Source organism: Desulforamulus aeronauticus DSM 10349 (assembly GCF_900142375.1).
Taxonomy (GTDB): Bacteria; Bacillota; Desulfotomaculia; order Desulfotomaculales; family Desulfotomaculaceae; genus Desulfotomaculum; species Desulfotomaculum aeronauticum.
Genome location: NZ_FRAR01000009.1, coordinates 137,945 through 162,619, shown reverse-complemented (window position 1 = coordinate 162,619; position 24,675 = coordinate 137,945). Strand labels below are relative to the sequence as shown.

The window sequence follows — 24,675 nt, the reverse complement described above, 5'->3', positions numbered from 1 at the left end:
GGCATGTCATTGGAAAATCTGAAATACTTAAAAAGGATTCCCCTGTTTTATGGCTTGGCTGATGAGCAACTTTTAGAAATTTCTAGCGTGCTTTTGGAACGCAGCTATCATAAGGGACGTTTTATTTTTATGGAAGGCGAACCAGGCGAGGCTATCTATATCCTGAAATCCGGTTTAATTAAATTAACCAAACGACTGGAGGACGGTCGGGAACATATTTTACATTTTGTCAATGCCGGGGAAATCTTTGCAGAAGTAGTGCTGTTTGACGGCGGTACTTATCCGGCCACTTCAGAAGTTCAGGAGGACTCTGTGGTAGGAGTGCTGCGCAACCAGGACATTGAAAGACTCATCAGTAAGAACCCTGTGATGGCTGTGGAAATGCTGCGTATCATGTCCCGGCGTTTGCGCACCGCTCAGGAAAAGGTGATGAACCTTGCCCTGCATGATACCACCCGCCGGCTAGCCTTTGCCCTCATCAAGATGGCCGAAGACCATGGCATTAAAAAATCAAAGGGAATCTTTATTAACATGAGCCTAACCAATCAAGAGTTGGCCAATTTAACAGGCAGTTCCCGGGAAACGGTCAACCGGATGCTGAATGGTTTTAAGCGGTCCGGTGCCATTGATGTGGAGCGGCAGCAAATTGTGGTGTTGGATAAAGCAAAATTGGAAGATTTATTGAGATAAGGAAGCCTGCGGATACTTCCCTTTGAAATACTCTGTTAGTTACTATACTTTCAGCAACAAGTAACACCTTGTACTATACGGGGTGTTTTTTATTGCATAATAATTCCTTCTTAGGGAATAATCACATCAGAAATCCTTAAGGAGGGTTATCATGTCTGACTTAATCCACAACAGCGATCCCACTCACCGTTCGGATACCAACGATCCCAGTGCCCATCAGGATCGCAATCAAAAGGAAGTACCCTATAACTATCGCAAATTTGAACCCTCCCCCCAGGGGGAGGCCATGCATCACTGGCAACGGGAGCATATCAAAAACAAGGATGACCAATCTAAAGAAGGTTACCCCTTAAACGTCATTGTAGATCCAGCCATGCGGGAAATGTACCAGGTAGTCCATAACCAGGGCTTAACCAACGTATTTGATCGTTTCTCGGAACAACAGCCCCAGTGTAATTTCTGTGCTCCCGGCCTCTCCTGCCAGTTGTGCGCCAACGGCCCCTGTCGTATCTCGAAGAAGGCCCAACGTGGTGTTTGCGGTGTTGATGCCCATGTCATGGTATCCCGGAACTTCACCTACCGCCATACCACCATCGGCACCTCTGCTAACTGCTATCATGCCATGCAGGCAGCCCGTACCTTAAGAGCCGCAGGCACCAGCCCTGAAAGCGGTCTGAAAATTCGAGAACCGGAAAAACTGAAAAAATATGCCGAGTTCCTGGGCCTGGACACCAATAAACCCATTGAAAAGTTAGCCGTGGAATTCGCCGATTTCTTTCTGGAAGATCTGCATCGACCTAACTTCATGGAATCAAAACTGGTGGAAGCCTTTGCCCCCTCTCGCCGTAAGGAGCTGTGGCGCAAACTGGGGCTATTCCCCGGTGGTGTCTTTTCCGAGGTAGGCTTTGCCCAGACTAAGTGTATGACCAACCTGGGGGCAGACCCGGTGGATTTCCTGCTAACCTGTGTACGTCTCGGGGTGGCCAACGAGTTTCAGGGTCTGTTTGCCCTGGATATCTTACAAGAGATTCTCATTGGTACCCAGGAAATCACTCAACAGAAAATGAATATGGGTCTCTTGGATCCCAAAAAGGTAAACATCATCACCAACGGTCATATGCCCTTACTCGCCCACGTGGTCATTGATCTAGCCTCTACTGACAAATGGCAGCAGAAGGCCAAAGAGATCGGGGCAGAGGGCATCCAGATCATGGGCCATGTCTGCGAAGGCCAGCAGCTCATCAACTACTCTGGTTCCCACCATATGTCGGCCCTGGCTGGTCAGGAAGGGGAGTGGTTATCGGAAGAATATCTGCTGGCCACTGGCTGTGTGGATCTGTTCATGTTTGATTATAACTGTTCCGTGCCTACCTTGCCTCTGTATGCCGAACGGTTTGGTACCAAACTGATGAGTGTCGACCCGGTTATTCGTATGCCGGATACCGAAGCGTTGGCTTTTATGCCCGAGCAAATGGCCAAACAAGCCGAGAAATGTCTGGAACGGGCGCTGGAATTCTTTAAAAAGAGGCAAGAAGAAAATCGCGACGTCTATGTACCGCCCCATGTCAGTGATTGCATGGTGGGCTTCTCCACTGAATCGATTAAACAAGCCCTAGGTGGCAGTTGGCAGCCACTAATCGACCAGATTGCCAATGGTAATATTCGCGGTATTGCCACCATGGTGGGCTGCACCACCGCCCGTTATGGTCAGGGCGGCAGCAACGCCTTTAAGTTGGCTAAAGCCCTGATTGAGCGAGATGTTTTAATCTTGTCCGGTGGCTGTGTTTCTGCCGTTTACGAATATACCGGCTTATGCAAACCCGAGGCCGCCAAGGAAGCAGGCTCCGGCTTGCAGCAGGTTTGCCAATCTCTGGGCATTCCACCGGTTCTGTCCTATGGGGCTTGTGTGGATGTGGGTAAAATGACCCATACGGCGATGGAACTGGCCGATGCTTTGGATGTGGATACCAACGCCCTGCCGCTGGTCATCGGTGCCCCGGAATACCTGGAACAAAAGGCGGTAGCCGATGCTTGCACCGCTGTGGCCATGGGTTGGTTGGTTCACGTTGCCCCGGTACCCTCGGTAACCGGTAGTGAAGTGGTGGTAAAAACCCTGACTGAAACCACCGAAACCTTGGGTCTCGGGAAAGTAATGATCGAGCTGGATGCTGAGAAGGCTGCAGATATTTATCTGGAACATATCGAGAAAAAACGGGCAGAACTAGGCTTGTCTTCCAATCTGCCAAAGCATTAGAAAAAGCAGTGCCGGCTGTTTCATTCAACAACCGGCACTGCTTTTATCTCTTACTCTTCATATTGTTGATAATGATTAGTCCTAACAACAGCGCTACCGAAATAATGGCTGCATTCAACAGCCAGCGATTTCGTTCAGTCCAGGGTTTTTCTTGCGGCTTGTAATTTTCATTAACCTGCTGTTCTGCCGGTGCAATAACAGGCAAATCTTGTTTCTGTACCAAGTGAGAAAATTGCTGCACATCATAATTGACCATTTTCGCTTCCGGATTGCCGTACCAAATCCGGTGCTTACCTGTTGGTAAGTCCACCAGCAGTTTAGGAGCTTGCCCCCAGACTGCTACTCCTTTGATTATTAGTGGTGGGCTATCCTGGTTGTGAATAATCAATCTTAGATACCTGCCACAGTTTTGTTGGAGGGCTATCGTAGTATGGGTCACTTGGTGTTCCGACCATTGATGCTGATAAATACTACTGGAACCTAAACCAATCCAATCGCTGCCGTTAAAACTATGAAAGGCTTCCACTTGTCGCTGATAGTTTCTCCCTTCGATTTGCAGTTCCAGGTGATCTAGATTATATCCCTTAACTGCCAAATCGAGATCCACAAGGGTGCGCTTTGCTGCCTGTTCAGTCTTTAACAGAGTAGCCGGTAAAGAGGTAAAATCCTGGTCCGCCACGGGGATAAGGTTGATTGATGCTTCGTTGACAACCAGCGGCTTCTCATCTTTGCCCTGAATGGTGACCCGGACCAGGCGAAAATCTACCGTGGGATAAAGCAATTCGGTATCTTTAATAGCAGACCCCACTGAGAAGATTTTATCCTTCTTTATCAGGCTCCAGTTTTGATTATCCGTACTTCCTTCAATGATTACTTCTCTGAGGTAATCATCCTTCGAATCTATCTCCAGAGTAATACAATTAGTTACGGTAGGTTCTGACATGTTAAAGGTTAAAGAGGTAAAGTCCTTCCCGGTAACATGATTAATAATTCCCTCATTTTCTAGAACATAAGTTCCCAGGCCATGAATTTCACCCCCGGTAAAGGGCACTATTTGGTAGGGTAACTCCTGCCCCTGTTCGCTCACAATACGGATATCGGCAAAATCTTGCCGGGTGTGTTTTAGTATTTCCTCGTCCAATTGAAGGAGGGTTAAGCCTTCCTCTGAGGCCGACAGTGGCTTATTAAACTGCCACTGCGCCACCTGAAAATCTGCAAAGGCAGGCAGTGCCAGTAGTAGCACGAAAACTAACGTTAACAGCCGGGCATGCTTCATGCCTCATCCCCCTTGCCCCGACGTTGATAAACAAAAGAAACGGTAACTAGAATAGCTCCCACAATAAACAGAATTAGTACCCGGAAAAGCATGGCCAAATCACTTAGATCGTGCAGCATGACTTTTAGGGTAGTTAGGCAAAACAAAGCTAAGGCCAGGAGACGCAAACCCTTGATGTTTCTGGTCATTCCCAGCACCATCAGGAGCACCGCCAAAGCCACCCAGGCCAGGGATACGGAAAAGTCTATGGAATAAGCCAGTTTAAAATAGTGTATGGCGTTTTCCACTTCCCACGTGATTTGTTTAAGGGCCAACAGGGTGCCGATAACTGCAGCGGGCCATACCTTCTTCCTTTCATCCTCTGCCAGATCTGGCTCGTAATAAAACAAATAAGCCACTAGAAAGAAACCCACCACCGATAAATTCGCTGCCAGAGAGTAGGTGTTGATAAGTGGTAGCGGGGTTTCTTGAAAATAGGGGGTTCCATCCAGATGTAGGCTAAGGGCTACAAATCCCAGCAGGACAATACCCGCACGACACACCCAGACGTTTTTCGCTCGCATACCACTATAGATGAGTATTATCGCCTCCACCAACCAAGCGGCAGCAATAACCTCTTCCTTTTCTAGCTGCAACGGAATGGCCAATGTTACAAAAGCCAAGCCAGTGCCCAGCAGGGCAAGCAACAGCAATTCATCGCCGTGCTTTCTTTTTTGCAACGTAAGAGCCACCACTAGATAAAGAACTGCCAGCAGGACTGCAAATAAGCCTAACCAGTCACCATAATGACTGTCTACGTTAGCTGCACTGGCCCCAAAATAAAAGGCGGCATTAAGCACCAGTAAGACAATATCCCACCCTCCGGTGGGTTGACGATGTTTGATATTATGTAAGAAAACCAGGGTGCCAAAAATAATAAAATAGACGGTCAGAAACCCTTGGTTAATCCACAAAGCTGTCATCTCAGGTTGATAGCTAGCATTTGCACTGACAATGTAAACCAGCACCGTACCCACGAAGGCTAAAAGCTTCAAACTGCGCCATTGTTTGAAATAGGCTAAATAAAGGACAGCCAAGTCTAACACGGTCACATAGCCCAACAGTGCGACGGGGTTGGCCTCTTTACTGCCAATCAAGAAGGGGGTTAAAAAACCACCCACCGTGGCCAGGATCGCTACCCCAAAAGCTTGCTGCCGAACAGCCAGGAGCCCACCGGCCAGGGCGGTAAGCACCAGCAGACCAAAGGCAACGCCGGAACCAATAAGGTGATAGAAGTTTGCCGCAGCAAAGGTCGTTAAATAAATAATACCAATGCCACCACCGGTAAATCCCTGAGAAAAATACCGGTATTGGCGTCTCATGACAATATCACCGGCCAATAACAGGCCCAGTCCCCCGATATAACCAATAACCACCCGGCCTAACTCACCAATCCACTGGTTATCGAAGGAATATTTTAAAAAGTAGGCCATAGCAAACAATAAAACCACAATCCCTACTCTGTTTAATAATTTTCCTCCAATGGCATGCTCCAGGCTTTCTTTGTTTAGTGTTATTTTTTTTAATGGTGAGGCTCCTTGCCGTTTCGTTTCGGTTTTATCACTCAAGACTACTTCTGTTGGAAGTGTTTTGGGGGTGCTAATCTTCTCTACCTTTTCTGCCTCTAAAGCAGCTACCCTAGCGGTGAGTTGCTTCACCTCTGTCCTCAGATATTCTATTTGATCTAGTAGTTCTCTTTGATCAGACATTGCACCAACTCCTTTGCAGTAAAATTCAAGAGTGGTGATCAAAAACCCTGTCAAAGTTAGAAAAACTTGGCTTACGCCAAGTCCTTAATACAGGCCAAAAAGACCCGAGCCAAAGTAAGCTCGGGTCTTTCTATTAATAGGCTTTCCAAGCCTGAGGTAAGGCACTTAAGGTACTGGGTACGCCAGTGGAAGGCAGTGCCAGAAGAATGGCTCCCACCACTTCATCTTGGGTTGCTCCAGCTTCTTTCGCCAATTGGATATGGCCTGTTAGCGCCTCTTGGTTTCGAATAGCGGCTGCAATACCGATAGCCACTAAATTAGCTGTCTTTGCATCCAAAGTGCATTCGGCCAGGACAGCTTGCCGTAAGCCCTGAATGGCCCCGGCAACCTGAGGCTTTTCCTGGCTTAGCTGTTTTAGAATCGTTAAGAGTTCCATCAAGTCCCCCCATTATCAAAGACATTTTTGAATCGTATCAAAACCCCTGGTCAATTCTACTAGTTATTTCTTTCCTTTATTTTTAGCCATACGTCTTGAGTTAAAAAGGATTCTTCTACATGTTCTTCCATCTCAAGAAACATTTTATACGGTACACTAAAGGAAAGAATATCTTTGTCGACCTTATTACGAGCCGAAATATCAAAAAGCCCAATCACACCGCGTGGGTTTTCAGATTTTCCTTCATTGAGCGGTATAATACAAATACTGTGACACCCAGCCCCGAAGGGAGAAATTACATTATCGCCACCGTGCCGGTTATAATTTGCCAGAACTACAAGAGCGGAAATTTGATCAGGTGTCGCTAGGAAAACAACGACTTCTGGTTTTTCAGTAGGTAAAACTTGTTCAAGAGGTTTAAATACCACGTACTCCGTAGGAACATCGTAATAGGGCAGGGCATCCGTAAAGGATTTAGCGAGTTCAGGGGTCTTTTTATAAGCCTCCCCGTGGCTAATTGCGGGCATGTTCCTAACAACCGCTTGACCAAATTCGGTTTGGCAAAATTCAGGATTACCTATTGACAAGAAGTATTCTATGCCGCCGGGAAAATTAACATAGGTATTGCCAAAACCCAACCCAGCACCGCCGCCAATACAGCCGTAGGTTTTCCGGTCAAATACTACCGTCTTTCCCTTTGCTGCACCTGCCAACATGGCAATTACACAACCCCAACGACCTTCCTTAAATTGCAGTGCTCCTTCAGGTTTTTCATCTGTAAAAACAATCGCTACCGGGGAATACTTTAAATTAATGGAATCAGCAATTTTACCTCTCATCTCTATCATCTCCTAGTTGATAATTTTGGGGGTTCTGATTTGGGCTATGAATCAAGATGCTTAAACACTTCTTACAACTAATGTTGGATTTTTTTAAACTACCTAACCTCTTAGTTGTCATAACAATTATTTAGGAATAAAAAATCATCGATCAAGGTTTGCATATATTTTGTTAAGAATAACTATAGCCTCCTTCACTTGTTTTTTATCAATATCTTTTAATGCCTTATCAAGCACTTCCAATGCTAAAGGAATAAGTTTATCTTTTAATTCCCGCCCCTCATTTGTCAGGGAAATTAGAAAAGCTCTGTTATCATCTGGATTCACTTTTCTTGCAATAAATCCTTTTCTTTCGAGCTTTGTAAGAATTCTTACTGTTGTGGGTTGATCCTTCGAGGTCAGTTCTGCCAACTCTTTAGGGGAAACTTCTTCTCTCTCCCATAAACGATTTAAAACCGCCCACTGCTCGGGGGTTACATCGTAAGCTTTGATACTGTGTAGTAAATGATTCTTCATGCGTGTGCTTGTTCGACTTAAAATAAAACCGAGGCTATTATCAAGCTGAAATGTCATTCTCGACTCCTCTATGCAAACTATTGTCAAGACAATTATATGTTTATAGCCTTAATTATGCAACCCTTTTTACACTTTCAGAAAGCATAAAATTTCTATTGACGAAAATATAAGAAAAACTAAGGCTTCCGCCTAGGTCAAAAGCTTAGCGTACCCTAAAGGGCATAACCTAAAGGTCACAAGTAAACAACAAACCAAGTTTTTCTAACAGGTATTGGGGAATTTTCTATTGTCTATTTACTACTTTCTTACCCCTATAAAAAGAAAAAAGACTCGGCAAAATGCCGAGTGATTAAAAAGGCGGGATGTGTAATTTAATATCACACACTTGTCAATTATATGGCATAATTAGACACGTGTCGAGATTTTTTTATCATTTTTTTGCTTTATTCTTTCCAGTAAAGCACCAAATCTTTCACCAGGCTGCCCTTCCTTTAATAAGAGCTCAATAGCCTGCTGCAGATAACTTACTGCCCCCTGTTCATCCGTCAATAAACAAACGTCTTTAGCCAGCATAGGACGGCGACCCAGCTTACCTCCCCAGATCACCCGGTAACCCCTCAGTCTAGTGTGAATGGTTCCAGTGGGACAACTACGGGCACATTGACCACAGTTAAGGCACAATGAACGGTCTATCTGCGGACCAGCTTCATTGATCACAATACTGTTGTCCGGGCAAACTGTTACACACAATCCGCAGCCCGTGCAACCTTCCCCCACTTCCGGTACACTCTGCCCCTGCAATCCGAAATCCTTCACCTGAGGCTGACTGCAAGAGTTTGGACAGCCAGCAATAGCTATTTTAAAAATATCATGGTATTTCGCTTTGACTCCACCCAAGTGCCGCCTCTGTCTGGCGGAAAAATCATGCTCTTGCAAAAGATCTTGGCAAGCCTTTTCTATTTGAGCCAAATCTATTATGGCATTGTGGCAATCTCGACAGCAAGTAATCTCATACATCTCAGAACCATGAAAATCCAACCCTTCACCTCCCCGGTAATCTCCTGATAGATAACTACGTTATCTAATAATTAACATTACATTCTTAGGATCCTCTTTCCGTCTTAATCTTACTCCCTACGGATGATTCAAGAAGTGAGTTACCCTACGTAACACCTGTAATGTTAGTCACAGTTAGAAAAACTTGGCTTGTTTACCCGTGACCTTTAGGTTATGCCCTTTTATGCCAAGTCTTTAGACGCCAGCGGAAACTTAGTTTACCCTTAGGCATATCGGAAAGTTTTATACTTTCCGATATGAAAAAATCCCTGTGCTTTGCACAGGGATACATACGTCAATTTTACCACGTCGGTGGCTGCCATTGCACCACTTCAGCAGCTTGACGGGTCTTTACCAAATCAATCAACCGTTGATTGGCAGACCCCCGAAAGACCAACTCCAGGTCTTTTTTATCTTGTACAAAGGGACCATCTACCAGTACATCCACCAGTTGCAGAACAGGCAAGTCTTTGACTTCTTCGTACAAATAGCCGGTGTACATCCAAACATCTAATGACGGGTAGTCTGCTCTTAATTGCCGCACCAAAGCAGACACCGCTTCCGGCTGCAGCAGTGGATCACCGCCGCTAAAGGTAATGCCCTGGGTTAAAGGAGAAATGGAAGCCTTGATCTCTGCCAAAACTTCCTCCAGAGTTACTTCCCTGCCTGCCTGTGGGTTTAATAACGCTTCATTGTGGCAACCCGGACAATGGCGTGGGCACCCCTGTAGAAATACCACTGTCCGTAATCCTGGCCCATCCACTACACTGTTAGCGGTAATGCCGCCCAGGCGAAGTTTTATGGTCAAGGGGTACACCTCCTAGCCTCTGGGATCAAACCCGGAGTGTACGGTCCTATCGTTAAGTTCTGCTACTTTAGCATCGTTAAAGCGATCCACCGTGCTAAGATAACCGGTGATGCGGCGCACCCGGCGAATTTCTTGAGATTCGCAACGGGGGCAACTGTCCTGGTTAATGACGCCTGTCACACTGCAAGAAATGCAGTAATCCACGGGGAAGTTGATGGCGGCATACCCCATGTCACTGGCCTTCATATGTTTAATGATGGCCTCCATAGCTTGGGGATTATGCAGTGGCGGTGAAGCCATTTCAATATAACTAATGTGCCCGGCGTTGCAATACTTATGATAGGGGCCTTCCAATGAGATCTTGGCAAAGGTATCAATGGGATAACCCACCGGCACATGGAAGGAATTTGTATAGTACGCCTTATCCGTTACACCAGGTATAATCCCAAACTCTTTACGGTCTATCTTGGCAAAGCGACCGGAAACACTCTCCGCCGGGGTGGCCAGCAGGGTATAGTTTAGATCATATTGCTCGGAGGCTTCCTCTGCCTTACGGCGCAGATAAGAAATAATCTCCAGTCCCAGTGCCTGAGCTTCCTCACTTTGGCCGTGGTGCTGGCCGGTTAAGGCCACCAGTGCCTCGGCCAGTCCGATAAAGCCCGGAGCGAGGGTACCATGTTTAATAACTTCTGCAATCGTGTCATTGGGTTGTAGGCTTTGAGAATCTAGGTACAGCCCCTGCCCCATGACAAAGGGCATATCCCGCACTTTCAACTTGGCCTGCACTTTATAACGGTGATATAACTGGCGGCAGGTTAAGTCGAAGGTTTCATCCAATAGGCGATAAAACTTCTCCAGGTTCCGTTCGGCCTTAATAGCTATCCTGGGCAGGTTAATGGTGGTAAAGGATAGGTTGCCGCGTCCGTCGGTGACGGCTGGGCCTTTGCGGTTGGCCATTACCCTGGTACGGCAGCCCATATAGCCCACCTGATCCCCATACTCCTTGTTAAAGGAGGAATCCATAAAGCTAAAAGTGGGGTTCAATCGCTTCGCAGACACCTTCATGGCTAATTGGAATAAATCATAGTTAGGGTCCTCAGGATTTAAGTTAATGCCCTCTTTTAATTTAAAAATAATGTTGGGAAAGATGGGGTTTTCCCCTCTGCCCAGACCAGCTTCGTAGGCTAACAGCAGGTTACGGGTAACCCGGCGGGCAGCTTCGGAAGTTTCGGTGCCCAGGTTTAGACTGGAGAAGGGCACCTGGGCCCCAGCCCGGCTGTGCATACTGTTTAAATTATAGATTAAGGCTTCCATAGCCTGGTAAGTCTCATGATCGGTGGCATCTTCCACAAAGGGGGCAATGTCCCGGTCAAAGAAAGCAAAGGATTGACCACCGTGCATGTCGTTTTGGGAACTCTGCAGAATAATAGCTGCCAACGCAGTGGCTGAGGTGGGCCGTTTAGGTGGACGAATATGTCCATGCCCGGTATTAAAGCCTTCTTGCAGTAGTCTTCCTAAGGGAATTTGAATACAAGTTAGGGTTTTTCCATAGAAATCCAAATCATGTATATGCACATCCCCCCTGGCATGGGCCTGGGAAATTTCTTCAGGGATTAAGCGAGTTAGGTAGTACTTTTTGCTGGCAGCACTGGCAATTTGCAGCATTTTTGCTGAAGGGGAATTGGAAACATTGGCATTTTCTCGGTTGGTTTCTTCTAGAATCTCCTCCACGGCATCCATCAAATCACTCTTGGAATCGCGTAGGCGGGTCCGTTGATGACGGTACAAGATGTAGGCCTTAGCGGTACGGGCATGACCTGACTCAATTAGCACCTTTTCTACCATATCCTGTACTTCTTCTACCCCAAAAATGTGACCATTATATTGTTTCTTTAGCATTTTTAAGACTTCTAAGGTTAGCTCCATAGCAGTCTGGCGGTCTTCCCCACCTACCGCTTTGGCAGACCTAAAAATAGCATCGGTAATTTTCGTTTCATCAAAGGGTAGTTCTCGGCCGTCCCTTTTTCTAATCTTTGCAAACATCTCTACAGGGCCCCCTTATCTCTCTTTACTCTTCAACAGCTTCTCCACTTCGTGGAGAAAACTATAGATATTGCCAAACTGTCGGTATACCGAGGCAAAACGAACATAAGCCACCTCATCCAGCTCTAACAGTTGGTTCATAACCAGTTCCCCCACCGCTTGGCTGGGGATTTCCGGTTCCATCTGGCTGCGTAATTCCCTTTCAATATAGTTCACAGTATCTTCTATTTTCTGGATCGGAACCGGTCTTTTTTCGCAGGCCTTCATAAAACCCGCCACTAGTTTAGTCCGGTCAAACACTTCTCGACGTCCATCTTTTTTAACCACTACCAGTGGACGTTCCTCCAGCCGCTCATACGTGGTAAACCTTTTACCACAATCATTGCATTCCCTACGGCGACGTATACTGCTACCTTCATCGGCAGGCCGGGAGTCTAAGACCCGACTTTCCGGAAAATTGCAAAAGGGACAATGCATTAAACTCACCCCCCAGATATAGGGCTAAAACACAAATAGGCGCAACCACAACAACATCTTGTAGTCAGTCTAATTATAAAATACCATATATAGTGAGTCAAAACCTCTCTGCAGTAATATTTGCCAACCAGAGAGACTAAGGTTGTCTATACCTTTCATTTTCTTCCATTTTCTTTAACAGTTATCATCCAGTTAAAATAGGGCAGAAGTCCTAGCTTACATATTCTCTTCTGCCGGTGACATACTGTTAGAAAAACTTGGCTTTGACACACAGACCAAAAGTTAGTTTTTCTATCCTGATAATAATAACTGTAAAGTCAGGATAGGTAGGTAACCAAATTTAGTGGCATCCCTCTAGAAGTTAACTAAAAACAAGGAAGGTTTAATTTTATGACAAAAGCGGTCTTAGAAAAGTCAGCTGCCAGACATATTTTCATACCTAAGAGAGTTTTTATTGAACCCGCCGCCCTACATTATGAGCTGGGCCAACACTTGCGGGATTATTTCAGTGCTGAGGGTATTCCTGTCACAGTCACCGGTTCCCATAATCGCATTGTAGGTATACCAGGAAAAACACCTCAGGAAGGATTTTTTGAGGCCAAACGGACCCTGGTCATTGGAGTGCGCAAAGGTAAAGAATTTCAAACTTGTAAACCTTCGGCTCATTATCAACTCCCCCTGGTTACCAGTTGCCCAGGCAAGTGTGAATATTGCTATCTGCTAACCAATTTAGGTAAAAAACCTTACCTTCGCATCTATGTCAATCTAGATGAAATACTAAGCCGAGCCAGTGACTATATCCAGGAACACCTGCCTCGGGAAACCATCTTCGAAGGAGCCGCCACCTCCGACCCCATTCCCGTAGAGCGTTATACCGGCGCCTTAAAGCAAGCTATCGAATTCTTTGGACAGCAGGAACATGCTCGTTTCCGTTTTGTGACCAAATTTACCGATATTGATTCCTTATTGGAAGCCAAACACCACGGACGCACCCGTTTCCGTTTTAGTTTGAATACTGATTACGTCATTACTAAATTTGAACATGACACCCCTTCTATGACAGAACGAGTGGCCGCAGCCAGTAAAGTAGCTCGTGCTGGCTATCCGCTGGGCTTTCTGGTGGCACCCATAATGATCTATGCGGGTTGGCAGCAGGGCTACAGTGAGCTTTTTGCTGAACTGGATCGGGTTTTAGATCCGTTATCCCGCAAAGACCTAACCTTTGAGCTAATCACCCATCGCTTTACCCGACGGGCCAAGAACAATATTCAGGAAATCTTCCCTAAGTCCCAGTTAGATATGAATGAAGAGTACCGCCAGTTTAAGTACGGGCAGTTTGGTTATGGTAAATACATCTATCCCAAAGAAAGTATGTCTGAGGTAAAAGTACATCTGGAAAATCTGCTGAACAGATATTTTCCAGAGGCTAAGGTAGAGTATTTAGTGTAGGGGGTCGCCAAAAATCGAATAGGTCGCCTTGACAGGGACAAAATAGGCTTAGTTGAGAATACAACTAAGCCTACGCATTTCTATGTTCATTAATAGTTAAACTCGGTAATAAGCCCCTCAAGACAACATCATTTAGTCAAATTTATAGCCAACTCCCCGAACTGTAATGATATACTTCGGAACCGCCGGGTCTTTTTCGATTTTTTGGCGAATATAGCGTATATGAACATCTACTGTACGGCTGTCATTATGGTATTCAAAGCCCCATACACGATCTAGCAAAACGTCTCTGGTAAAGACCTTACCGGGATGAGTTATTAGGATCTTCAATAATTTAAATTCCTTTGGCGTAAAACTAACCAATTGTCCAGCTACGGTAACTTCATACTTATCTAAATCTAATACTACATCCCTCACACTTACCTTTCGAGTGCTATCAACCACTTTATTGGCATCGGCATACCTAAGTCGCCTGAGATTGGCCTTTACCCGGGCCGCTAACTCCCTGGTGCTAAAGGGTTTGGCTATATAGTCATCGGCACCCATTTCCAGTCCGAGGATATTATCTATCGTTTCCCCTCGGGCCGAAACCATTAAAATGGGTACCACTGTTGTCGGTTGTTGGCTGCGCAGACGCCGGCAAACCTCCAAACCATCTAGTTTAGGCAACATAATATCCAGTATAATTAAATCCGGGGCTTCTAGTTGTGCTAACTGGAGTCCTTCTTCGCCGTCAAAAGCAACTATAACCTCATGATTATCTTTCTCCAGTGTATACTTGATGAGTTCTGTGATATTACTTTCATCATCAATCACTAAAATTTTAGACATCCAGCCACCTCAATTAATAGTCTTGATTAATTATACTTTGTACGTGTTAAGAGTTGGCAAAGAGAGTATTAAAACAATATTAAAACCGTCCATAAAGTCATTTTAAAAGCTGTTGAAAGTTATATTTTAAACTTGAGGAGCACGCCTTGTAATCCCTCTGATAAATTTTTCAGACCTATGGCAGCCGTTTTAGCTTCTTGCATGGCCACCGTTTGTCTTTGGGAAGTAACCGCCATTATTTTGCCCCCGGCTTCAATTTGCTGGGTATCCGTTACTACATTGCGCACGTGTTCAGAAAGATACTGTACCTCTTGGATAATTTTATGAAAAAGTCCTCCCACTTCACCAACCATTTTATTGCCTTCCTGAACCTTTTGATTACCACTGGCTAAGGATATACGCGATTTGGTAGCTGCATTTTGGATTTCCAGCATTAACTTGTTAACTTCTCCGACGGACTGTGCGGCTTGCTCTGCTAACTTTCTCACTTCATCTGATACAATCGAAAAACCTTTACCCGCCTCTCCTGCCCGTGCAGCCTCAATGGCCGCATTTAAGGCCAGTAGATGGGTCCTCTCCGCAATACTACTAATTACCTCCACGAACTGGCTTGTCTTGTTAATGGCAGAATGAAGATCCTGCACAGAGGTTTCAACTTCGTTAGATACTTCTAGTATGTCCTGCATCTGGTTGATCACCAATGAAATCCCCTGATAACCTTGTTTAGCCTGCTGACAGGCTGAATCTGCTTGTTGGAGCATTTGTTGCGAGCGCTGGGACAGATCTGTGATCCTACAGGCATTTTGATTTGTGGTGGCAGAAATAGACTCGGCCCCTTGGGATGTTTGTTCTGATTGAATGACCAATTGATTGGCTGCTTCATCCAAATTACCCGATAATTGACCTAAATTTTGCAGTATCTCTCTAAAACTCAGTCGCATTTGATTCAGGGTACGAGTCAATTGCCCTACTTCATCGGAGGAGGTACAATGAATCTCCTGTCTAAAATCTCCTATAACAAACTTTTCAGCCTCTTTAGCGGTGTGTATGATTGGACTTCTAATCATTTTTGTCAAGAAAACACTAAGGATCATACCTACCACAATCGTAAAAAAATTCAGGAGCAGGGTGGCAGTAATAACTTTATCCTGTTCGGAAAGTGAGGCTGACAAGCTACGGTTAAATAAGTCGTTGTTCTTCTTGGCTATAGTGCCTAATTCACTTTCGATTTGCCCCTGCAGAATAGAAATTTCGTTCGACAGAGATAACGTTTTATTTCTCAACTCTTGGGCCTTATCAATCTCTCCGGTAGCCACTGTGTGGTGGAAGTTTCGAGCTAAGGGAAACAATTCATCGGATACCCTTTTTTTATAATTTCCTAAAAGTGTAATAACTAGCTGCATCTTAGACTTATCTTTTTCATCAACAATTTGTAGTAAAGCTTTCATCTTCTTGTCTACATCAGCTATTTTCTGATTCTCTTTGGTAATAAAACTCTCATCTCCATAACCCATATAAGCTCGCGTAGAGGAAACAGCTTCTTTAAATTCTTTCTCAGTCTCTAGGGCTAATTGCACTTGCTTGGTTGAATTCTCTATAACCCTGGTTTTTTCTTTAATGGAATTTATGAAAAAGAACGATGTCCCACCTATGAACATAATCAAAGCAAGCATTACGGAGAAACCTAACCCGATTTTGGTGCCAATTTTAATAGTAATCATTTAGAAGACTTTTTCGCCCCTTCCCTGGTTGGTTTTACCAGTATTTTTCTTCTTTACTCTAGCGAAAAAGTATTGGTTTCCGGTTAAGCCATTGTTAAAACCACTTTAAATTCTATTGATATTTTTAATCCCCTCCTAACACTGAATTAACCTGTGGCTAAATATAACGTTATACGATGAATGGGATAATTCGGTAGGGTAGGGGGTATTCATATTGCTTGTTAGCAAGGTAATACGCAAAATAGAAAGTTTATTTAATAAAAGACCCTCCCCAAAAAATCTACTGGGAGAATTGCTGCAAGGATCTTCTTTAATGGGTAATCTTACCACCATGTTATCTCATAAAAACCCAATACTTCTTTTCTATGTGGATGTTACAGATTTTCATCAGGTAGTGCAGGTACAAGGGGATTATTGGGCTAGGCAGGTTCTAGATCTACTTCAATCCGTCCTACAGGAGAAGGCTAAGGTCATTGTGAATTGTTCTGAGGAGATATTGGTACAAAATATCTGGGGTGATGATTTTCTGCTGCTCTGTCAGCCTATAACAAACATCCAATCAAATCAGCTTATTAAGCTGTCCACTGCCATGCGCATAGCCTTAGAAGAAGATTTACGAAGAGAGTTGATAAAACTAACAGGCATAAACCTAAGACTTCATGTTGGTTGTACAACCATTGACCAAAATACAAACCACACCCCGGAACATAGACTTTATAATGCTATTAAAGAAGCACAAAAGGTTGCTAAGGGTACTTGGAGCCAGCAAACTGTGCACCTATTACCAGAATTTAACGATCTATTGTCTCAAAAAGCTTTTCACATTGTTTATCAACCCATTGTTTCTCTGCAAACAGGTGAAATATTTGGTTGGGAAGCACTAACCCGTGGCCCTAAGGACAGTTTTTTTGGTTCCCCTTCTGTTATCTTTAATTTTGCTGAGGAAGTAGGGCTTTTGTTCCCATTGGAAAAGATCTGTCGTGAACTGGCCATTAAAAATTTCGGTATTTCCATGGGAAACCAAAAACTCTTCCTTAACATCCATCCTTATACCGTGAATGATCCTCAATTTGTTGCAGGAGAAACTAGACGATTACTGAGGGACAATCATTTTTCTGAAGCCAATCTGGTTTTTGAGATAACGGAACGTCAGAGCATTCAAGACTTTGGGCAGTTCAATAAAACTCTTTCTCACTACCGACGACAGGGCTACCGGGTGGCAGTTGATGATGCCGGTGCCGGTTTTTCCAGCTTGCAAGCTATCGCTGAAGTCCGCCCAGAATTCATCAAAATTGACTCTTCTCTGGTGCGGGATATTCATACCAATAGAGTCAGGCAGGCTCTTTTAGAAACCTTTGTTATCTTTGCCCAGAAAATTGGCTGCAGTATTATTGCCGAGGGTATCGAGACCGAAGAGGAGTTGACCACCCTTTATTCCATTGGTGTTCATTATGGCCAAGGTTATTATTTGGGACGCCCTGCCTTTCCAAAACCAGCTGTTACTAAGACTGCTTTAAACAAAATCGCTTCCTTAACCTATCGTAACCCAACCGGGGTATGGCAACGGGCTTTTCCCATTGGCGAGATTTGCGAACCCTCGGTTCAGGTGAATATTGGTACCCCGGTGAAAAACATTAAAGAAATCCTTGATGCAAATGAACTTTTAAGCGGCATTGTGGTTACCGATGATGGTCAACCCGCAGGGTTAATTATGCGCCATCACCTGGCTCGCTACCTAGGAACCCAGTACGGAGCAGCTCTTTACTTTCAACGCTCTGCCTATGCCATTATGGACCCTCACCCGCTAGTGGTGGATGCAACCGATCCCATCGAACAAGTATCACAGCAGGCTATGTGCCGAGATAAAATTAAAATCTATGATTATATCATCGTAACTCATGGCAATAAATTCCACGGCATTGTCTCTGTGGAAATCCTACTGGATACCATGACCAAGATTCGCATAGAAATGGCCCGAGGGGCCAACCCCTTAACCGGCTTGCCCGGCAACCTTACTATAGAAAGAGAGATCAATACCAGACTCGTTGAACAATCACCCTTTTCACTAATCTACCTCGATTTGGATCATTTTAAGTGCTACAATGACCGTTATGGCTTTGAAAACGGTGACCGCTTAATCTTATTGGCTGCCCGTCTATTGACCAGTGTGGTACGAAATTTTGGACTTCCTACAGATTTTATTGGACATGTCGGCGGTGATGATTTTGTGGTTATTACCCGGCAAGACAGGTCTGAAGAAATTTGTCGGAAATACATTCGTTACTTTGATCGCCTAGTGAGAAATTTTTATTCTATAGAAGATAAGCAAATTGGAGGGTTCTATTGGTTGGATCGTCAGGGGCAGGAAAACTGGTTTCCGCTAGTCTCAGCTTCTTTCTCTATCTTGGACTGTTCCGGTCATTGCACTCCCGAAGCATTAGCACAAAAGGCGGCCCATTTAAAGCATCTTGCCAAGAAAAAGGTTGGCAGTGTTTATGTACGTGGTTGTAACAAAGAGGTCTAAACCAGAGGGGTCTTGCAATATTGCATTTAGAATTTATGCAATATCACAAGACCCCTCTGGTTACATCGTATCACATCATTACTATTTCTTAGTACCTACTGCTAGATAAACCCCCAGGCTGATGTCATGAACGACTGTCTCACCAAATCCTAGCTTTATCAGGATATCCTGCAAAGTCTCCGGTTTTAGCCGATGATCCAGTGGCGGACCCATTTCAGTAAAGGTTTGGTTCCATTCCACAACCCCAATTCTGCCACCCTGTTTGAGAACTCTTCTGCATTCAGCTAGCATCTGTGTTAAATCCGGTGCTTCGTGAGCCACCATACCCAACATAGCACAATCTACGCTGGCTGAAGGTAACGTTATTTTATCAGGATGCGTTAAGACCCAGGCAATAGTAAAAAGCTTTTCTTGCTTACTGCGGTCCAAGGCTTCTACCAACATACCCTCTTGAATATCCACCCCATAGACAAATCCGGTATCACCCACCATTTTAGCCGCTGGCAGGGTCAAAAAACCAATACCACAGCCCACATCCAGCACCTGTTCTCCTGCCTTAACTCCTAATAAAGACAGTATCTGGTCCTGTGGTATAAGTTCTTTTCTGCGAGGGTTATCTAATTTAGCCAGCTTTTTAGCATCGAATACGTGAGACAATTTGCTCCACCGCCTTTTTAGCCTTTAGCCATTCAGGCAAATTATGGCTTGCCTGAATAGTATCTGTCAAGTGCCATTTACTATCCATTTCTACATAGTAAACGTCTTTAAAAGACTACCGCCTGGGCCTATGACGCAAAAAGAGGCTGGGACAGCTCCCAACCTCCAGATCTAGCATCTACTCTTTGATCGCTTCTGCCAATAACTCGGCAGTATGTCTTACCCTAATATTCTTGCCTTTGGCGTCCAAGCCACCAGCGATTTGCATCTTACAGCCGGGACAATCAAGAGCCAGTACATTGGCACCGGTGTCTTCAATATTGGTTATTTTCTTATCCAAGATAGCCTTCGAGATCTCCGGCATCTTAATGGAGTAAGAACCACCAAAACCGCAGCAATCGTCACAGCCTTTCATTTCGGTCAAAGTAACCCCTGCTTTAGTCAGCAGTTCCCGGGGTTCTTGCCAAACACCCAGGGCCCGTTTCATATGGCAGGAATCATGATAGGTTACGCTGGTTGACAGCTTGTTGAATTGCAGATCCTGGCCGTGTTGAGCGACAAAAGAAGGAAAATCAACCATTTTGGCAGATATTTTCTCAGCCCGTGCACGCCAAGCCGGATCATCTTTAAAGTGATCCAAATAATGATGCTTGAGCACCTCTATGCAAGTTGGGCAAAGAGATACAATGTAATCCACATTTTCCTTTTCTAGTGCCTCAATATTTTGCTTGGCTAGTTTAACAGCCACTTCCGGTGCACCCATCTGGCTGGCCGGAATGCCGCAGCAGGTTTGCTCTAAGGGGAAGACAACCTCCATCCCCATCTTGTTTAATACTTTATAAGCAGCTTCACCCTGTTCGGGGTAAACGAAATCACCCAGGCAACCGGCATAGTAGGCAACCCTAGCCTTTACTTTACCTTTGGGTACAGAACGTCCAACTCGATCGCGCAGCGGTTTATCAGTTACCGCTGGTAGACTGCGTCCCTCGGTTAGGCCCGAGAAGAACAGGGGCAGGTGACGAATCGTGTTCCCTTTGACAAAGGGCTTTTGAGCCACGGAGGCAGTTCTAATCAAACTGTGGAACAGTTTACGGTTAGTCAGCACCTTTTCTAAAATAAGCTTTTGACCCAAGGGCATACCTTCTTTTTTCACCGTACGACGACGCAGTTCGGTAATTAAAGCAGGTAGATCAATCTTACCGGGGCAGTAGGCCTTGCAGCGTTCACAACGAAGGCAAAGGTTCTGCAGTTCTCCAGCCTTTTCAAAACTATTTAAGAAAGCGGTAAGAATGGTACCAATACCACCGGTATAGACATCACCATACACGTGTCCTCCTACCTTTTGGAAAACAGGGCAAACATTGAGGCAGGAGGCGCAGCGAATGCATTGTAAGGCCTGTTTAAATAAGGGATCTTCCCGCATTTCGGTACGACCATTATCCATCAATACAATGTGCATTTCTTTTTGTTCGACAATATTGCCATCTAGGTCAATGGCCGGCGTCGACCCGGACATCATGGTGACGTAGGTCGTAAGCTTCTGAGCAGTAGCACTACGGGGTAGGGCCTCTAAAATAGGTCCGACATCCTCAAACTTTGCCACCAGCTTCTCTAAACCTACCAGTACCACGTGAATAGGGGGTACCGTGGTAGTTAAACGGCCATTTCCTTCATTAGTACACATAACCAGGGTACCCGTTTCTGCCACAGCTATATTGGCTCCGGAAATACCCATTTTAGCCTTTAAAAACTTTTCACGCAGGTTTTCCCTGGCCACCTTAACCAGTTTGGCAATATCCGGTTCTAACTGTTGATTGGTTTCTTTAGAAAAAATTTCTGCCACTTCACCCCGGGTCATGTGAATCGCTGGCATTACCATGTGAGAGGGACGCTGACCGCACAACTGGATAATCCATTCCCCTAAATCTGTCTCGGCAACTTCATTGACATCCGTATTTTTCAGAAGATAATCATTGAGGTGAATTTCCTCGGAAGCCATCGATTTCGACTTAATTACACTTTTAACGTTATGCTCTGTGATCAACTTGGCAATGTATTCTTTGGCCTCCTGACCCGTTTTGGCACGGAATACCTTCGCACCGTTTTTCTCTGCCTGAGCTAAAAATTGTTGGGCCAGTGCCTCCATATTTTCAGCAGCATGGCTCTTAATTTGTGCGATCTTTTCCCTGGTCGCCTCAAAGTCCTTGCCTTCGTAGGCTTTTTCCCGTGCAGGAAGGTAAGCTTCCCCGAATCTTCCCAGAGCCCCGGTAAGGTTGTCGTTATTTAAAGCATTATTAATTTCATTTTTAAGAACTGTAGCCACTAATTTTCACCCCTTAGTCAATAAATACGATGATCAGTCTGCCGGGCCCGTGAACACCGATGGTTAATACCCGTTCAATATCCGAGGTACGGCTGGGGCCACTGACAAAGGTCAAATAGCGTGGTAGTTCACCTAATTTTTCATTATAGGTTGCGATGGTTTCTAACAGGTTGGGTAAGATATTTTTCGTCCTAATTACAGCCATGTGAATGGGAGGTAAAATGGACACCATTCGGCTTTCAATGCTGTTGGCATTACCCGCCAATGTACCAATTTCAGCAATGGCATAATCCAGCTGAGAAATACCCAGTCCTGCATCGGCAGCCTGTTGCCGTAGGTTTTCTGCTGTCATTGTCACACCGGCTGCTTGTCCGATGGATTTAACATCCAGAGTATCCATTAATTCTGAGGGAGCATAAACAACCTTGGGGGTGTCCAGATCTTTGATGATCTGGGTCACCAGTTGGCGTGCCTCCTCCATATTGGCAGCTCTGTGAACCTCTGCAGACAATAACTCTGCACTGGCCTTAAATCTATCGTACAAAGCAGCACCTGTTGCCTCATTGTACGACTTTTCTGCCTTATCCTGTACTGCAGTCATGTAACACACCTCTTTTTTGTTGTTTTGGCAATTCTCTTTGAAATAAAAGTGGAATAGATTAGATGAGTTTGATGATAAAGGATTTTTAGGCATGATGGTCTGACCACGATTAGCAAATTAAGCCATATAACTACAACATAATTAAAGAAATGTTAAACCTTTTTAACATTTCTTTACCTGTGGAAAGACCCTTATAAACTAACTAAAGTATATTAAAACTTTCGACAAAATGCAATATTATTTTTATTTGATAATTGTTAATATTCATGACATATTGTTAATTCTTCTTCCATTCTTTAATACCGATAGCCCTCTTCTCTAGGATTGTGGTAGGGTGGTAGTTCAACCAATATAATATCAAGTCCAATTTTCTTAATTTTATCCCAAGGTACAACCAGTTCATCGTCCCTGCCAAACAGTCCCAAAAACCGACCTTGTCCAGGCAATATTAAAGCAGCAATACGACCGGCTTCTAAGTCTATATCAATATCTCTAATAAGCCCCAGCCTTCTACCATCCACCACATTAACAACTTCTCTCATGCGTAGGTCTGAAATTTTAATCAAGCCGGCCACCTCCCTTTCTTATTTATATGCAGAGGTAGCCTGCTTCTGCACAAAAAAATAAGGCTTCGGGCCTTATTTTTTGGACAAACTTTGCTTTGGAGTATTTCTTCGGGGTCAGCCTTTGGCCCTACCCTTTAGCCACAGGAAAGGCTAAAGCTGTTTACACATATTTTTTCATATGGCTCAGGGCTGCTTTTTCCAGGCGTGATACTTGAGCTTGGGAGATGCCGATTTCTTCTGCTACTTCCATTTGAGTTTTGCCTTCGAAGAAACGCAAGGTTAAAATGTGCTTTTCTCTATCACTTAATCTTCTTAAGGCATCTTTAATAGATATCTCTTCAAGCCAACTAAGATCAACATTTTTTTCATCACTAATCTGATCCATCACAAAAATGGGATCTCCACCATCATGGTAAATGGGCTCAAAGAGGGAAATCGGCTCTTGTATGGCATCCAAGGCAAAAACAATTTCCTCACGGGGCATTTTTAATTCCCCGGCAATCTCATTAATAGATGGTTCCCGAGAATATTTGTTAACCAAGCTGTCTCTTACTTGCAATGCCTTGTAGGCCACATCCCGCAAGGAACGGCTGACCCGAATGGGGTTATTGTCCCTTAAATAGCGTCTAATCTCGCCAATAATCATGGGTACCGCATAGGTGGAAAATTTGACATTCTGGCTCAAATCGAAATTATCAATGGCTTTCATCAGACCAATGCAGCCCACCTGAAATAAATCATCAACATACTCGCCACGATTGGTAAAACGCTGAATCACACTCAGTACCAGTCTTAAATTACCATTAATGAGTTGCGCTCTGGCATCTTTATCTCCTTGCTGCATAACTTCAAACAAAGTTCTCATCTGACTGTTGGTTAGTACAGGCAGTTTCGATGTATTGACTCCGCAGATCTCGACCTTGTTTACGAGCATGTACTGGCCTCCCGACGTTGTTCTAATACAGCAGCGGTATCAGTTTAGTAAACGTTCGAACTTGACCTTACAGGTTCATTATTACCTTGGTAAAATTCTTATATACATGCCATCGAGCTCAGGAAAAAACCCCAAAAACACCATTAAATAGGTGTTTAAGGGGTTAAATCTGTTGTTTTCTCTGTTTTTTACATTACTCCATTCTATGAATTTCTTTTTTTAAGCGCTTAATAATACGCTTTTCCAAGCGAGAAATATAGGATTGGGAGATACCTAGCATATCTGCAACTTCTTTTTGGGTTTTTTCCGTACCATTGTTTAACCCAAAACGCAGTTCCATAATACGCCTTTCTCGACCGGATAATTTTAAGAGGGCCTGATGCAGCAGTTTTTTGTCAACTTCTTCTTCCAAATTTTTATAAATAATATCGTTTTCGGTTCCCAGTACATCTGATAGCAGAAGTTCATTGCCATCCCAATCAATATTTAGAGGTTCATCAAAGGAAACCTCCGAGCGAGTCTTGTTATTTCTTCTTAAGTGCATGAGAATTTCATTTTCAATACAACGGGAAGCATACGTAGCTAGTTTAATCTTTTTATGGGGATCAAAGGTATTTACTGCTTTAATTAAGCCAATGGTGCCAATGGATACCAAGTCTTCGATTCCCACACCTGTATTCTCAAATTTTCTGGCGATGTACACTACGAGCCTCAGATTTCGCTCAATGAGGACGCTTTTAACTTGACCGTCACCTTGCCCAAGCCGTTCAATCAAATCGTTTTCTTCATCATTAGACAGCGGAGGAGGTAATGCTTCACTGCTGCCAACATAGTAAATTTCCTGCTGTTGCCCAAGCCACTGAAATACCCGAGCCAAGTAAAGCCTAATAAGTATCTTAAAATGCCAGGTGTTTTTCAAGCATCTC

The 24,675-nt window shown here is 44.4% G+C and carries 21 protein-coding genes; 4 read left to right on the top strand and 17 right to left on the bottom strand.

Features of this window, described 5'->3' with window-relative positions:
• Window positions 1-3: 3 nt before the first annotated feature.
• Together BUA78_RS06150 and cooS are read left to right on the top strand one after the other, a co-directional pair.
• The gene (locus BUA78_RS06150; RefSeq protein ID WP_072911985.1) at window positions 4-690 is read left to right on the top strand and encodes a Crp/Fnr family transcriptional regulator; all 687 of its coding nucleotides are present in this window, start codon (window positions 4-6) and stop codon (window positions 688-690) included.
• Between the two features lie 151 nt (window positions 691-841).
• The gene (cooS, locus tag BUA78_RS06145) at window positions 842-2,944 is read left to right on the top strand and encodes an anaerobic carbon-monoxide dehydrogenase catalytic subunit (RefSeq protein ID WP_072911984.1); all 2,103 of its coding nucleotides are present in this window, start codon (window positions 842-844) and stop codon (window positions 2,942-2,944) included.
• Window positions 2,945-2,987: 43 nt separating this feature from the next.
• Here the strand turns inward: cooS and BUA78_RS06140 are convergent, their stop codons facing one another.
• The 9 genes from BUA78_RS06140 to nrdR form a co-directional block, all read right to left on the bottom strand.
• Complete coding sequence (locus BUA78_RS06140; RefSeq protein ID WP_072911981.1) at window positions 2,988-4,220, bottom strand: discoidin domain-containing protein; 1,233 nt, start codon at window positions 4,218-4,220, stop codon at window positions 2,988-2,990.
• On the bottom strand, window positions 4,217-5,968 hold the full coding sequence (locus BUA78_RS06135) for a DUF2339 domain-containing protein (protein ID WP_072911980.1): 1,752 nt from the start codon (window positions 5,966-5,968) through the stop codon (window positions 4,217-4,219). Before BUA78_RS06135 ends, BUA78_RS06140 begins: the two co-directional genes overlap by 4 nt.
• 133 nt (window positions 5,969-6,101) lie before the next feature.
• Window positions 6,102-6,404: a carboxymuconolactone decarboxylase family protein gene (locus BUA78_RS06130; RefSeq protein ID WP_072911977.1), complete on the bottom strand. Its 303-nt coding sequence runs from the start codon at window positions 6,402-6,404 to the stop codon at window positions 6,102-6,104.
• A gap of 59 nt (window positions 6,405-6,463) precedes the next feature.
• On the bottom strand, window positions 6,464-7,243 hold the full coding sequence (locus BUA78_RS06125) for a DUF169 domain-containing protein (protein WP_072911967.1): 780 nt from the start codon (window positions 7,241-7,243) through the stop codon (window positions 6,464-6,466).
• A gap of 144 nt (window positions 7,244-7,387) precedes the next feature.
• Entirely contained in the window at window positions 7,388-7,816 is a 429-nt protein-coding gene (locus BUA78_RS06120) for a MarR family winged helix-turn-helix transcriptional regulator (protein WP_072911966.1), read from the bottom strand.
• 348 nt (window positions 7,817-8,164) lie between these two features.
• The gene (locus BUA78_RS06115; RefSeq protein ID WP_238456741.1) at window positions 8,165-8,797 is read right to left on the bottom strand and encodes a 4Fe-4S binding protein; all 633 of its coding nucleotides are present in this window, start codon (window positions 8,795-8,797) and stop codon (window positions 8,165-8,167) included.
• A 319-nt stretch (window positions 8,798-9,116) separates the two neighbouring features.
• Complete coding sequence (nrdG, locus tag BUA78_RS06110; RefSeq protein WP_072911963.1) at window positions 9,117-9,623, bottom strand: anaerobic ribonucleoside-triphosphate reductase activating protein; 507 nt, start codon at window positions 9,621-9,623, stop codon at window positions 9,117-9,119.
• Between the two features lie 12 nt (window positions 9,624-9,635).
• The gene (gene nrdD, locus BUA78_RS06105; RefSeq protein WP_072911961.1) at window positions 9,636-11,666 is read right to left on the bottom strand and encodes an anaerobic ribonucleoside-triphosphate reductase; all 2,031 of its coding nucleotides are present in this window, start codon (window positions 11,664-11,666) and stop codon (window positions 9,636-9,638) included.
• A 15-nt stretch (window positions 11,667-11,681) separates the two neighbouring features.
• A complete protein-coding gene (gene nrdR, locus BUA78_RS06100; protein ID WP_072911959.1) occupies window positions 11,682-12,143 on the bottom strand; it encodes a transcriptional regulator NrdR in 462 nt (153 codons plus the stop codon).
• Between the two features lie 390 nt (window positions 12,144-12,533).
• Here nrdR and splB point away from each other — a divergent pair, with 390 nt between their 5' ends.
• Window positions 12,534-13,592: a spore photoproduct lyase gene (gene splB / locus BUA78_RS06095; RefSeq protein ID WP_072911956.1), complete on the top strand. Its 1,059-nt coding sequence runs from the start codon at window positions 12,534-12,536 to the stop codon at window positions 13,590-13,592.
• Between the two features lie 132 nt (window positions 13,593-13,724).
• Here the strand turns inward: splB and BUA78_RS06090 are convergent, their stop codons facing one another.
• Together BUA78_RS06090 and BUA78_RS06085 are read right to left on the bottom strand one after the other, a co-directional pair.
• The gene (locus BUA78_RS06090) at window positions 13,725-14,423 is read right to left on the bottom strand and encodes a winged helix-turn-helix domain-containing protein (protein WP_072911954.1); all 699 of its coding nucleotides are present in this window, start codon (window positions 14,421-14,423) and stop codon (window positions 13,725-13,727) included.
• Window positions 14,424-14,542: 119 nt separating this feature from the next.
• The gene (locus BUA78_RS06085; RefSeq protein WP_072911951.1) at window positions 14,543-16,144 is read right to left on the bottom strand and encodes a methyl-accepting chemotaxis protein; all 1,602 of its coding nucleotides are present in this window, start codon (window positions 16,142-16,144) and stop codon (window positions 14,543-14,545) included.
• Between the two features lie 214 nt (window positions 16,145-16,358).
• On the opposite strand from BUA78_RS06085, the gene BUA78_RS06080 reads away from it, so the two are divergent.
• A complete protein-coding gene (locus BUA78_RS06080; protein WP_238456740.1) occupies window positions 16,359-18,668 on the top strand; it encodes a GGDEF domain-containing protein in 2,310 nt (769 codons plus the stop codon).
• An 81-nt stretch (window positions 18,669-18,749) separates the two neighbouring features.
• Here the strand turns inward: BUA78_RS06080 and BUA78_RS06075 are convergent, their stop codons facing one another.
• The 6 genes from BUA78_RS06075 to sigE form a co-directional block, all read right to left on the bottom strand.
• Entirely contained in the window at window positions 18,750-19,325 is a 576-nt protein-coding gene (locus BUA78_RS06075; protein ID WP_072911949.1) for a class I SAM-dependent methyltransferase, read from the bottom strand.
• Between the two features lie 178 nt (window positions 19,326-19,503).
• Window positions 19,504-21,648, bottom strand: a complete 2,145-nt coding sequence (gene ldhH, locus BUA78_RS06070; RefSeq protein WP_072911946.1) for an L-lactate dehydrogenase (quinone) large subunit LdhH — start codon at window positions 21,646-21,648, stop codon at window positions 19,504-19,506.
• A 13-nt stretch (window positions 21,649-21,661) separates the two neighbouring features.
• Complete coding sequence (locus BUA78_RS06065) at window positions 21,662-22,249, bottom strand: LutC/YkgG family protein (protein ID WP_072911943.1); 588 nt, start codon at window positions 22,247-22,249, stop codon at window positions 21,662-21,664.
• 296 nt (window positions 22,250-22,545) lie between these two features.
• Window positions 22,546-22,815 (bottom strand): YlmC/YmxH family sporulation protein, encoded by a 270-nt coding sequence (locus BUA78_RS06060; protein ID WP_072911940.1) that lies wholly within the window; start codon window positions 22,813-22,815, stop codon window positions 22,546-22,548.
• 160 nt (window positions 22,816-22,975) lie between these two features.
• Window positions 22,976-23,749 (bottom strand): RNA polymerase sporulation sigma factor SigG, encoded by a 774-nt coding sequence (gene sigG / locus BUA78_RS06055; RefSeq protein WP_072911938.1) that lies wholly within the window; start codon window positions 23,747-23,749, stop codon window positions 22,976-22,978.
• Window positions 23,750-23,942: 193 nt separating this feature from the next.
• The gene (sigE, locus tag BUA78_RS06050; RefSeq protein WP_072911935.1) at window positions 23,943-24,668 is read right to left on the bottom strand and encodes an RNA polymerase sporulation sigma factor SigE; all 726 of its coding nucleotides are present in this window, start codon (window positions 24,666-24,668) and stop codon (window positions 23,943-23,945) included.
• Window positions 24,669-24,675 lie beyond the last annotated feature (7 nt).